We start from the raw sequence: 11483 nt of genomic DNA, 5'->3' as shown, positions 1-11483 counted from the left end.
AGACTCCTACCGAGGAGCCGACTGAGACTCCTACCGAGGAGCCGACTGAGACTCCTACCGAGGAGCCGACTGAGACTCCAACTGAGGAGCCAACAAAGTCTGAATCGGAGACGCCAACCTCTTCGGAAAACGAGGATCCAACCAAGTCCTCGGAAGACAAGTCGCCTACAAAGGAACAGCCTCAGCAGGAATCGCCAAAGAAGGACGATCCCTTGGCTGACACCGGTGCCAACAGCCTACCGCTGTTTGCAGCTGGTGGCGCGCTTGCCTTGACTGGTGCGGCGTTCCTACTTATCCGTCGTAGCACCCGTCGCCACGGTTAAGAGCAATATCAATACGGGCGGTGAATAACGGTAACCGCCATGTGCCCTGCTACCAAAAGGTAGCGGGGCACTTTGATTTCACACACAAAGTTATAAGCGTATTTCCCGGAAGTATTAGTAGCATCACGTTTACTGGTCTACTTCAACAAATCTGTGGGAGTAAATTTCAAGGAGCAGACGTGCAATCAACGAAAATTATCGCCAACAAAGCTTTGAGTATTGGGGCGGTGGCGGCATTACTAACTATCGGCGTCACGGGATGTGGGGAAGTTTCGAACCCGGCTCAATCGCCAGAGCAAACCTCAAATGCAGCGCCGTCGAGTAGTGGAGGAACTGTGGACCAAGAGGCCTTGCTAAAAACTAGGGATCAACTTGCGAATGAATTGGGGGACACCTTCGTCCAAGGATGGATCGAAAACGGCGAACTTCATGTGTCGACGACCAGCGAAGACGCGCTCAAGACGATTGAAGACGCTGGTGCTATCGGCCATGTCGTGCAATACTCGAACGCCGACCTTCGTGAAGGCATAGCTAAGATCATGCAGTGGCAGGGGACACAAGAGTCGGGTATACGAAGCGGAATCTACGCCTACTCATTAAATCCAAATACCGGCGGTATCACTTTGTCTGTTGATCCCGAGCAAAAAGAAGCCATACAAGACGGGCTGGCCAAAGACATGCCCGCAGGGCAGATTCCTCTGGATTTCAAAGACAGTACGGGATTGGCAACACCTGGAAGCGCAAGCGAAGGCAAGTAGCCGGGAATTTCAAAGTCTCACTATCGAACCATGGTTCGATGCGACCACTTCAACCTTGGCAAAAATCCTTCGATATTATTCGTTCGCGCGCCAGACCAAGGAATATGACCTTACTAAACCGTAAGATGGAAACATCGACCGCAAAAGAAAGGTACCAACCTAATCGTGAGTGCCGAATCAGCACCAAGTCCGCAATCACGTGGACCGCTTTATAAGACCTGGCGCTTCATCCGCGAGATTGTCATCATCGTGGCCATTGCGTTGGTACTGTCATTTGTCATCAAGACATTTTTCTTCCGCGCCTACTACATTCCCTCAGGCTCGATGGAACAGACACTGCAAATCAATGACCGGATTTTCGCCAACATCATGGTTCCGGGTCCGTTTGATTTGGAACGCGGTGACGTTGTAGTATTTCGGGATGATTTGAACTGGTTGCCTCCTCTGCAGGATGAACCTAGCCCCCTGGAATCAACGCTTTCCTTCGTAGGCATTCTCCCGGCGGCCGGTGAGCAATACTTAGTCAAGAGAATTATCGGAATGCCAGGGGACACCGTCGAATGTTGTACAGCCGATGGAAGGCTCACCGTCAACAACGAGCCGATCACCGAACCTTATATCTACCCAGGCAATAATCCGAGCGACATGGAATTTAAAGTCACGGTTCCAGAAGGCAAGATCTGGGTAATGGGCGATCATCGTGCGGAGAGTGCAGACTCGCGGTTCCACACTGATGTTCAAGGTGGCTTCGTAGACATTGACTCGGTGCAGGGCAAGGCTTCGATTATTTCGTGGCCGGCAAGCCGCTGGGGAGTAATTGATTCTCATCCAGAAGTCTTCGCAGATGTACCAGAGCGCACTCAGTAATGTCATCGATCCGCTCAAATGGCAATAACAAAGGCTCGACAGGAAGTACTTCATTAGATAATGAACGACTCCTTGCCAAACTGCACAAAATTCGATTCGTCGGAGCTGCCGATGAAGTCGGCCGAGGCGCATTGGCAGGCCCCATCACCGTAGGCTTCACCGTTATCGACATCGAGAATGTATCCGAGTTCCCGGAGCTCCGCGACTCAAAGCTGTTGACTCCAGCACGACGTGAAGAACTCGTGACTCAGGTTCGTCAGTGGGCCGTTGGCTACGGCGTTGGGCATGCAAGTGCTGAGGAAGTAGATCAGCTAGGCGTTACTTCTGCCCTGCGTCTGGCCGGAACGCGAGCAGTGAGCCAATGTCGAGTACCACCCCAAGCGGTGCTTCTCGACGGTAGCTACGATTGGCTGTCCGCTCCAGAACAAGATCTATTCGATCTCTTGGCGAATGATCGTGAACCCATCGGCTTAAATGTCCCGGTTAAAACGATCATCAAAGGAGACATGATCTGCCAGTCTATCGCCGGCGCATCAATTTTGGCGAAGGTGGAACGTGACGGGATCATGGTTGAACTTTCAGAGGCTTACCCAGAATTCGGCTGGAACGTGAATAAAGGATATGCGACGGCTTCGCATAGGGACGCCATTACAAAACAAGGTCCCTCCGATTTCCATCGCAAAACCTGGAACTTGACTTCCACCCCCGAAGAGGACAAAGGTAAAGCCACAGGAACAAAGGCGAAGTGATGTCAGGCGAAGAATTAGAAAACTACGAATCCGACATGGAATTGCAGTTATACCGTGAATATAAGACCGTCGTAGGACTGTTTAACTATGTTGTTGAAACAGAGCGACGATTCTATTTGGCAAATCAGGTAGACGTGAAAACTCTATCGAATGCCGGCGAAGTTTACTTCGAACTTACACTAACTGACGCGTGGGTATGGGATATTTACCGTCAGGGCCGATTCGTAAAGTCCGTTAGGGTGCTGACTTTCAAAGACGTCAATGTCGAAGAACTAAATCGCGATGAGTTGCAGATTCCAAAAGAAGGATTGGAATCCTAGCATTGCAAGGCTGTTCAGGCTGTTCAGGCTATTCGAGGGAGAGCACCCAAATTAATCGGTGTAGGACGGAAGCTGCCACATGGCAGTTTTCGTCCTTTGTTCTTTATACGGCGTTCTGAAAACTCAATAACGGGCTGATAGCCGGTGAGTCAGCGGCAGTATGGGGATTTGTCCTATTTTGATTACTCTGCACGGTGATGGGTGATATCCACATTATGTAATCACGGTCAGTACCGCGATGACTCATCACCGAAGAATGGAGGGTGAAGCACATGGCCGAATAAAGGATGGGCAAATGCCGAAAACTCAACAGCAGATTCTTGGCGATAGAGGTGAACAAGTAGCTGCAGATTTCCTCAAGGCAAGCGGATACGAAGTCTTAGATCGCAATTGGCGTTGTAGGGCGGGCGAATTAGACCTGGTAGCGAAGGATTCCACGGGCCGCGTTATTGGCGTTGAAGTGAAAACGCGATCTTCGCAACGCTTTGGGACGGGATTTGATGCAATCAACGCCGCCAAGTATCGAAGACTACAAAAATTGTTGCTTCTGTGGGCCCAGAGCCACAGCACCTATGTGCCGAGTATACGGATCGATGTTGTTGAAGTTTATTTGCTTCCCGGAGATGGAAAAGTCATCGAACATCTTCAGGATGTGCAGTCATGAGCATAGCACGGTCATTTTCAGTAGCATTCCAAGGCGTGCAGGCTTCGTTGGTAGAGGTTGAAGCCGATTTAGGAAATGGGATACCCGGATTCATTATCCTTGGACTTCCGGATGCCTCACTCAACGAATCCCGGGAACGGGTGAAAGCGGCCGCGAGAAACAGCGGGATTCCATTGGCTAATCGGAAGCTGACGGTCAATTTGTCACCAGCAACGTTGCCAAAGTTCGGTTCAGCTTTTGATCTAGCGATACTTATAGCCGCATTGGCTGCAGATAGGCAATTGATTCCGCCTTCTCGTACGGTGTACTTAGCGGAGCTCGGGTTGGATGGCATGCTGCGACCTGTACCAGGAGTATTACCCGCGGTGCAGCTAGCTGTTGCGCTCGGAATGCCGCAGGTTGTAGTCGCAAAGGATAATGAAGCCGAGGCACGGCTCGTACCAGGTGCACAAGTTTTTTCCGCGGATCATGTGGGTCAAGTGTTGATCCACTGTGGGGCCGCCCCGGACCAGTTGTGTATTAACCTGCGACACCGGCCGTTCACGAAAACGAGCACAGATACAGCAACCCGTCACCTTGTAATTGCTTCTGAAGTTCGAGACTTGGATATAGTCAACGGACAGGAGCAGGCTCGGCTGGCTTTGGAAATCGCCGCGGTTGGTGGACATCACCTGATGATGGTTGGCCCGCCCGGAGCAGGGAAAACACTGTTGGCAAGCTGCCTGCCGTCGATTCTTCCGCCACTCAACGACGAACAGGCACTTGAGGCAACTGCCGTGCGATCACTGACCAGCGGTGCAGATTCAACCATCACCACGCTTCAGCGCAAGCCAGTATTCGTCGCACCCCACCATACGGCGTCGCTGACATCACTGATTGGTGGTGGTACGCGAAGAATTCTTCCCGGAGCAATCACACGGGCACACCACGGTGTCCTATTCCTCGACGAAGTCGCACATTTCAACTCCGGTGTCCTCGATGCATTACGACAACCCATTGAAGATGGATTTATTCATCTTGATCGTACGTTGGGTCATGCGCGGCTTCCCGCCCGGTTTCAGTTGGTCATGGCGTCGAATCCTTGCCCCTGCGGAAGGAACTATGGATCTGGAATTAGTTGCAGTTGTACTCCAATGGCTCGTCGCAGATACTTCGCACGATTATCCGGACCAATTTTGGACCGTACCGACCTGCAATTGAGGATCAACCCCGTCTTGGGAACGCAGCTGACAGGTACTAGTTCCAATGAATCAAGTGAGCAAGTGCGTCAGAGGGTTTTGGCAGCAAGAGGTCGATCAACACAGAGATTGGCGCGCTTTGGCATCGCCTGCAACTCTCAAGTGCCAGGAATTATCCTGCGCCAAGAACTGCCATACCCAGCCCAGACCCGCACTGCAATTGCGTTTGCTGCAGATCGGCTTGGTCTCTCTGCTAGAGCTGTGGATCGGGTTCTGAGGGTCGCCTGGACGGTGGCCGATCAACAAGAACATGAAGTGCCCAATGCAGCCGACGTCGATGTGGCGGTGCAGCTTAGGCAGCGGTTGAGCGACTATTAGTAACCTTCATGTCGACATCCGCGCCGCGGTGCTTGGTAGTCAATTGAAAGGACCCTGAAAATGACGACTCCACAAAATGCGAATCAGAGTGGACGACCTGCACATCACTTAGTTATGGCGGGACTAAATCAACTGATCGAACCCAACGATGTTGCGGCCGGTGCCTTGCTTGAACTCATGTCTCCGGAAGAACTTCTGGCATTGATCGGCAGAAGAGATCATCTACCGCTGGGTTTAAATGAACGATTGACAGAAATCACTGGTCAACGTCCTGCGCAGGGTTCGGCCCAAGACCTATCTGTTGCGCTTTCGCGATGGCGCAAGCGACTAGAATTCTCTGACGCGCATGCCGCATTAGATGCTATGGAACGCTGCGGAGGGGGAATACTGACGGCACAAGATCCTCAGTGGCCCCAACAACTCGACGAACTAGGATTTGGGCGTCCGCTGTGTTTGTGGTGGAGGGCCGGAATTCCGGACAACCTAGGTACAGTGTCGGCGCAGAACTCGATATCAATTGTCGGCTCACGCGATGCCAGCGACTATGGAAATCAAGTTACTTTCGAACTTGCCAGGGCATTGGGAGAACGCGGATATTGCATTGTGTCGGGTGGCGCATACGGAATCGACGCCGTAGCGCACCGGGCAGCGCTTTCACACGAGCAGTGGAGCTTTCCGTATCCAGCAACTATTACCATTGTCGCTGGTGGAGCTGACCGACTTTACCCCGCAGGAAACCACGCGTTATTACAACAAATTATTGCCCACGGCGTTCTATTTTCAGAAGTTCCTGCCGGTACAAGCCCCACGCGTTTCAGGTTTCTGAATCGAAATAGATTGATCGCAGCTTTTAGCCAGTTAACTATCATCACCGAAGCCAGACACCGTTCAGGAGCACTGAACACGGCCAGCCACGCCGTAGACCTAGGGCGCGAAGTTGCGGCGATACCTGGAAGCGTTTTTTCGCCTAATTCTGCAGGCACACACAAATTGATCCGTTCTGGCTCGGCCGAGCTTATTTCCTCACCAGCTGACGTAGAACAACTACTTGGAGCTACGACTGTCGGCGAGATACCAATAGACGTAGAAAAGGATCCTAGGGAGCATAGGACCGATGGTCTACCTGCCGAGGTGGCAATGGTCTTCGATGTCCTGTCTTATGCGAAAGTACTAAGCGTTGACGAAATTTGTGCTCGAAGCGGCATTTCCGTCATGAATACGTTGAGAGCGCTTTCTTATCTTGCGCAACGAAATTTGGCGACGGACCAGGAAATGGGCTGGAAGCTACGTCATTCATGAACTCTGAGACAGAATGCCTATTTAGCTGACACGTTATAGTCACGAGTTCGCGTCTTCAAACATTGTGTCTCAAGGAGGTATTCTCGGTTTAATGAAGCAGGAATACCTTGGCAATCAAATGCCGCAATTGCCAACGTCGCTTTCCGAACCCGTTGAGGATTATCTAGAATATCTGCGTCTTCAAAGAGGACGAAGCGAGAATACACTGCGTGCTTACTCGATTGACCTGCGTTCATTGTCCGAATTCCTCGTAACGATCCACGGAATTTCCGCATGGAGTTTAGTGGGAATACATGAACTACGAGAGTGGCTTGCAAGTATGCATGACGCTCAGAATTCGCGAACCACTATTGCCCGACGGGTATCATCGGCCAAGAACTTCTTTGCATGGGCAATGAAGCACGGACTAGTCTCGGAAGATCCAGCACTTCGACTGGCTGCGCCGAAGAAGGAACGCCGGCTTCCGCATGTGCTGCAATCCGGACAGATTGACAGGCTTCTAGCAGACACAAAAGCTCCAGGTAGCCGTGTGCAGGACGCTGGTTCGGGGGACAGCGATTCAGCGCCTAACGCCCAAGAACAAAAGACGTCTGCTTTGCAAGCCAGAGACAAGGTCATTGCTGAACTGCTTTATGCTTCGGGATTGCGTATCAGTGAACTGGTTACACTCGATATTGCGGACGTTGACTTTGAGCGGCGTACGCTTCGAGTGCTGGGCAAAGGAAATAAGGTGCGCGTGGTGCCGTTCGGAAATCCGGCCCAGCGGGTACTAAGCTCCTGGATCGAAACTCATCGAAAAGTGCTTGCAGATAACGACAAAGCCGGAAATGCACTATTGGTTGGAGCACGAGGTGGCCGTTTGAACGTTCGTCAGGCACGAGAGGTTATTTCGCAGGCTTTGAAGTCCTTGGGAGACACCGCGGCCAGCGGGCCACACGCGCTGCGCCACACCGTCGCAACCCACCTGTTGGACGGGGGAGCAGATTTACGTGCCGTGCAAGAATTTTTGGGCCATGCATCCCTAGCAACAACCCAACTGTATACGCATGTTTCGGTTGAAAGGCTCAGGCAAAGTTATGCTCAAGCGCATCCTCGTGCCTGAACACGCCACGAATTCAATTAAGACGAGTACGCGATTATTGATTTCAGGTGGCGAAAGGGCCGCCCAATCGGGCAAGATAGATGTATCGGAAAGAAGTGCACCGCTTCGATGTTGACGTAGGGGAAGACGATCAACACCGCAACGGAGGATGGCATGTCTGCACCGATGACTAGAGGCGTAATTTATATACATTCCGCCACTGCTGCACTATGCCCGCATCTAGAATGGGCAATCGGGTCCGTGCTAGGAACACCGGTCTCCATGGAATGGACCGAACAGCACGCTGCACCCGGCTTTCGTCGTGCCGAAATAGAATGGGTAGGTCCTCAGGGCACCGGAGCATTGCTTACCAGTGAAATTCACGGATGGCAGCATTTGCGATTTGAAGTTACCGAAGACCCAAGCCCCGGAGCTGATGGAAGCCGCTGGTCGGTGACCCCGGACCTCGGTATTTTTCACGCCACGATTGACTGCGCTGGCAACGTCATGATCAGCGAGGAACGAATCCGCTGGGCTTACGAAAAAGGTGACGGAAATCCGTCAGTCTTCTACCAAGAAATGTCGATAGCCCTAGGCGAAGCCTGGGACGAAGAATTAGAACCGTTCCGCCATGCAACGGAAAACTCAACTGTACGATGGCTCAACCAGGTGGTTTGACGACTGGTTAACTAATCTCCGGGTATGTGTCGAGCAGGCCCGGAACCGACCCCGGTGGTGCGGGGTTGTTACCAAAGCAAAATGGGACCCACGGGGTCCCATTTTGTGATTTAAGTGCCTTTTCCTCGTAATAAGCTCGCCATTGGTGTTATGCTCGGTGGCGATGAAGACCAGACAGGCTCATGCGAGCCACTCCCGGAACGGCTATCTGGTCGTGCCCTGATCCGGGCGCCTCCCTGCTTTGGAAATATCGTCGCATGCATATTTTCGAATCCGAGAAAGGGAATCAATGACCGCACGTTTTAACCACACCATTATTGCTTCATCCGATCCGCAGAAGATGAAATCTTTCTACGGTGATTTGCTTGAAGCCGCAGAGGCCCCAAGTTGGGGTCCTTTTCAAAACCTCATCATTGGGGATGGCGTACTCCTGCAATTTGCTACGCCGCCAGGCGACTTTCAACCGCAACATTACGCCTACCTGCTTGATGACGATCATTTCGACCGCGCCTACGACTTGATCCAGGGCCGGGGCATAGAACATTGGGCTGATCCGCAGCGGATGCAGGAAGGGCGCATCAATCACGAGCATGATGGGCGAGGGGTCTACCTTCTTGATCCCTCAGGCCATTACCTGGAACTGATAACTCGCGCCTACCTTTGATCCGAGCGGTTGCGACAAAATGCCGTTAAGGTTCGCGGATAACGTCAAAGATGTTCTTTTGAATGCCGTTGGGGTACACCGCGGAATCTACGAGTTTCAGTTTCTGAGCGTGGATCGGGGCATCGCTGAACAGCCGCTTTCCATCACCTAGCAATACTGGGAATATCAGCAGGTGGTAGCGGTCGATGAGGTTGTGCTCCTGCAGTGATCGGACCATGGTGGAAGAACCGTGGATGCTGATTGGTCCGCCGTCGGAGGCACGGAGTCGCGCAACGTCTGAGATCGAACGCAAAATAGTAGTTTCACCCCAATTGTCCACGAGGTCCTTCTCGCTAAGCGTCGTTGAAAGGACATATTTGGGCATGGCGTTGTATGCCGGGAACTCCTCGGTCATTGAAGGCCAGACCGGGCTGAAAGCCTGGTAGCTCCTGCGGCCCAGGAGCATTGCTGCAGCTTCGCCCTGCTCAGTGCCCTTCAACTCATAGGCGGCCGGATCAAATTCGGTGGAGCTGATGGTCCAGCCGGAATTACGGTAGTCTGGTTCGCCGCCGGGGCCTTCCATGACGCCGTCTAATGAAATGAACGCCGTGGCAATAAGGGTGCGCATATTGGTTCCTTGCAGTTTTGATGTGGCGCTTTCTGCGGCACAAGGTGAGCGTAGCAAGCAGGACCTACGGCTACAAGGTTCAAGCGCAGACTCGAAACATTCGAGGCAATAGGCGACAAGGGTCCGGAAACACTACGTGTTTCCGGACCCTTGTTTACGGGGAGTATGTTTCCCAGATGCAGAACTAGATGCTGCGGATTGCAACCACTGCGTTGTGTCCGCCAAAACCGAAGGAGTTGTTTAGCGCCACGATCGTGCCCTCGGCCGGCAGTTCGGCAGGTTCACCGGTGACAACCTTCAGTGGGATCTCCGGATCCTGGTTGTCAAGGTTGATGGTGACCGGGGCCTTGCGGTTGTAAATGGCCAAGGTGGTGAGCACGGACTCCACTGCGCCCGAGGCGCCAAGCAGGTGGCCCATCTGCGATTTGGTGGCCGAAACCCAGACATTGTCCAACTGATCGCCCAGTGCTGCCTTCAACGCGGTGTACTCCGGCTTATCGCCTACCGGGGTGGAGGTTGCGTGGGCGTTGACGTGAACGACGTCCTCTGGCTGAATGCGGCCGTCGAACATTGCAGCCTTCAGCGCACGGGTTGCACCGAGGCCTTCTGGGTCTGGGGCGGTGATGTGGTAGGCATCGGAAGTCACGGACGAGCCTGCAAGCTCGGCGTAGATGCGTGCGCCGCGGGCCAGTGCGTGTTCCTCGGATTCGAGCACCAGGGCGCCTGCACCTTCACCCATCACAAAACCGTCGCGGTCAAGATCGTAGGGACGCGATGCGTGGGTAGGATCGTCGTTGCGCTTGGATAGTGCGTGCATGGAAGAGAATGCGGCCAGTGGCATTGGGTGGATCGCTGCCTCGGCGCCGCCGACGACAACCACGTCTGCCTTACCGGTGCGGATCAGGTCCAGACCGACGTGCATTGCCTCGGTGCCCGAAGCACAAGCGGACACCGGGGTGTGCGCGCCGCCTGCAGCGCCGAGATCCAGAGATACCGCGGCGGCTGGGCCGTTAGGCATCAGCATCGGTACGGTCATCGGCAATACGCGGCGAGGACCCTTTTCCTTCAGGGTGTCCCAGGCGTTGAGCAAGGTCCACACGCCGCCGATACCCGTGGCGAAGGCGACCGAAAGCTTGTTGCGGTCGATCTCTTCCTTGTTCAGGCCGGAGTCAGCCCATGCTTCACGGGCTGCGACGACGGCGAACTGGGTGGAGGGGTCCATGCGCTTGGTCTCCGGGCGGCTGAGCACCTCGGTGGGCTGTACGCTAGCGCGGGCGGCGAAGGTCACCGGCAGGTCGAACTCTTTGACCCAGTCGTCTTCTAGTGGTGCGGCGCCGGATACACCCTTGAGGGCGTTCTCCCACAAGGTTGGGACGTCCCCGCCGATGGGGGTGGTGGCTCCGAGACCGGTGATCACTACTTTGCGCGCCATCATCAAACTCTCTACTGGGTGATTAGATCACTTGCTAAAAATTTATGTGGGCCGGCTTAACGTACCGGCCGGGTGTACGGCTTTCCCGTACAACGGCTTGCCCGCGAAAATGCGGGCGATGCTGCTTAGGCCTGTGCGCCGGCGATGAAGTTTACTGCGTCGCCCACGGTCTTCAGGTTCTTGACTTCCTCATCCGGAATCTTCACGTCGAACTTCTCTTCAGCCTCAACGACGATGGTCATCATCGAGATCGAATCGATGTCCAGGTCCTCGGTGAAGGACTTGTCCAGCTGCACGTCTGCTTCGTCCAGGCCGGTCTCGGAGTTAACGATTTCGGCGAGGCCTGCCAGGATTTCTTCGTTGCTAGCCATGGATGGCTCCTTTTCTTGTGGTGCCGGAGGACTCCGGTCATTTTTCTGGATCTGCCCCGCATGTGCCGGTGCGCGATCCGCCTGATCGAAACCTTGCCCGCGGGCTCGATGGCC

At 53.7% G+C, this 11483-nt stretch carries 14 protein-coding genes; 11 read left to right on the top strand and 3 right to left on the bottom strand.

What is annotated here, in order from left to right:
• From RUH64_RS13425 to RUH64_RS13375, 11 genes are all read left to right on the top strand, one after another.
• Window positions 1-323 (top strand): LPXTG cell wall anchor domain-containing protein (locus RUH64_RS13425; RefSeq protein ID WP_313814045.1); only part of this gene is annotated, 323 nt, incomplete at its 5' end.
• A 179-nt stretch (window positions 324-502) separates the two neighbouring features.
• Window positions 503-1081 (top strand): hypothetical protein, encoded by a 579-nt coding sequence (locus RUH64_RS13420; RefSeq protein ID WP_313814043.1) that lies wholly within the window; start codon window positions 503-505, stop codon window positions 1079-1081.
• 165 nt (window positions 1082-1246) lie between these two features.
• Window positions 1247-1948, top strand: a complete 702-nt coding sequence (lepB, locus tag RUH64_RS13415) for a signal peptidase I (protein ID WP_313814041.1) — start codon at window positions 1247-1249, stop codon at window positions 1946-1948.
• Window positions 1948-2697, top strand: coding sequence for a ribonuclease HII (locus RUH64_RS13410; RefSeq protein WP_313814040.1), 750 nt, complete (start codon window positions 1948-1950; stop codon window positions 2695-2697). The genes lepB and RUH64_RS13410 overlap by 1 nt, the downstream gene beginning before the upstream one ends.
• Window positions 2697-3017: a DUF2469 domain-containing protein gene (locus RUH64_RS13405; RefSeq protein ID WP_313814039.1), complete on the top strand. Its 321-nt coding sequence runs from the start codon at window positions 2697-2699 to the stop codon at window positions 3015-3017. Before RUH64_RS13410 ends, RUH64_RS13405 begins: the two co-directional genes overlap by 1 nt.
• Before the next feature lie 295 nt (window positions 3018-3312).
• Entirely contained in the window at window positions 3313-3681 is a 369-nt protein-coding gene (locus RUH64_RS13400) for a YraN family protein (protein ID WP_313814038.1), read from the top strand.
• Window positions 3678-5237, top strand: a complete 1560-nt coding sequence (locus tag RUH64_RS13395) for a YifB family Mg chelatase-like AAA ATPase (protein WP_313814037.1) — start codon at window positions 3678-3680, stop codon at window positions 5235-5237. The genes RUH64_RS13400 and RUH64_RS13395 overlap by 4 nt, the downstream gene beginning before the upstream one ends.
• Before the next feature lie 60 nt (window positions 5238-5297).
• Window positions 5298-6536, top strand: coding sequence for a DNA-processing protein DprA (gene dprA / locus RUH64_RS13390; protein WP_313814036.1), 1239 nt, complete (start codon window positions 5298-5300; stop codon window positions 6534-6536).
• 91 nt (window positions 6537-6627) lie between these two features.
• Window positions 6628-7638, top strand: a complete 1011-nt coding sequence (locus tag RUH64_RS13385; RefSeq protein WP_313814035.1) for a tyrosine recombinase XerC — start codon at window positions 6628-6630, stop codon at window positions 7636-7638.
• 153 nt (window positions 7639-7791) lie between these two features.
• Entirely contained in the window at window positions 7792-8295 is a 504-nt protein-coding gene (locus RUH64_RS13380) for a DUF3145 domain-containing protein (RefSeq protein WP_313814034.1), read from the top strand.
• Window positions 8296-8584: 289 nt separating this feature from the next.
• Window positions 8585-8959: a VOC family protein gene (locus RUH64_RS13375; RefSeq protein ID WP_313814033.1), complete on the top strand. Its 375-nt coding sequence runs from the start codon at window positions 8585-8587 to the stop codon at window positions 8957-8959.
• 25 nt (window positions 8960-8984) lie between these two features.
• On the opposite strand, the gene RUH64_RS13370 is transcribed toward RUH64_RS13375, so the two are convergent.
• The 3 genes from RUH64_RS13370 to RUH64_RS13360 form a co-directional block, all read right to left on the bottom strand.
• A complete protein-coding gene (locus tag RUH64_RS13370) occupies window positions 8985-9566 on the bottom strand; it encodes a dihydrofolate reductase family protein (RefSeq protein WP_313814032.1) in 582 nt (193 codons plus the stop codon).
• Between the two features lie 184 nt (window positions 9567-9750).
• Complete coding sequence (fabF, locus tag RUH64_RS13365; protein WP_313814030.1) at window positions 9751-10998, bottom strand: beta-ketoacyl-ACP synthase II; 1248 nt, start codon at window positions 10996-10998, stop codon at window positions 9751-9753.
• 125 nt (window positions 10999-11123) lie between these two features.
• Window positions 11124-11369, bottom strand: coding sequence for an acyl carrier protein (locus RUH64_RS13360; RefSeq protein WP_022876609.1), 246 nt, complete (start codon window positions 11367-11369; stop codon window positions 11124-11126).
• Window positions 11370-11483 lie beyond the last annotated feature (114 nt).

The organism is Glutamicibacter sp. (assembly GCF_032154645.1).
Lineage (GTDB): Bacteria > Actinomycetota > Actinomycetes > Actinomycetales > Micrococcaceae > Glutamicibacter.
The sequence above is the reverse complement of the archived record's forward strand: the minus strand, read 5'-3'. Positions and strand labels throughout refer to the sequence as shown.

Bases quoted from the DNA above. Each gene is read 5' to 3' on its own strand.
- fabF (WP_313814030.1), bottom strand. From the start codon at position 10,998: ATGGCGCGCAAAGTAGTGATCACCGGTCTCGGAGCCACCACCCCCATC.
- RUH64_RS13385 (WP_313814035.1), top strand. From the start codon at position 6,628: ATGAAGCAGGAATACCTTGGCAATCAAATGCCGCAATTGCCAACGTCG.
- dprA (WP_313814036.1), top strand. From the start codon at position 5,298: ATGACGACTCCACAAAATGCGAATCAGAGTGGACGACCTGCACATCAC.
- RUH64_RS13395 (WP_313814037.1), top strand. From the start codon at position 3,678: ATGAGCATAGCACGGTCATTTTCAGTAGCATTCCAAGGCGTGCAGGCT.
- RUH64_RS13410 (WP_313814040.1), top strand. From the start codon at position 1,948: ATGTCATCGATCCGCTCAAATGGCAATAACAAAGGCTCGACAGGAAGT.
- RUH64_RS13360 (WP_022876609.1), bottom strand. From the start codon at position 11,369: ATGGCTAGCAACGAAGAAATCCTGGCAGGCCTCGCCGAAATCGTTAAC.
- RUH64_RS13370 (WP_313814032.1), bottom strand. From the start codon at position 9,566: ATGCGCACCCTTATTGCCACGGCGTTCATTTCATTAGACGGCGTCATG.
- RUH64_RS13380 (WP_313814034.1), top strand. From the start codon at position 7,792: ATGTCTGCACCGATGACTAGAGGCGTAATTTATATACATTCCGCCACT.
- RUH64_RS13405 (WP_313814039.1), top strand. From the start codon at position 2,697: ATGTCAGGCGAAGAATTAGAAAACTACGAATCCGACATGGAATTGCAG.
- RUH64_RS13400 (WP_313814038.1), top strand. From the start codon at position 3,313: ATGCCGAAAACTCAACAGCAGATTCTTGGCGATAGAGGTGAACAAGTA.
- RUH64_RS13375 (WP_313814033.1), top strand. From the start codon at position 8,585: ATGACCGCACGTTTTAACCACACCATTATTGCTTCATCCGATCCGCAG.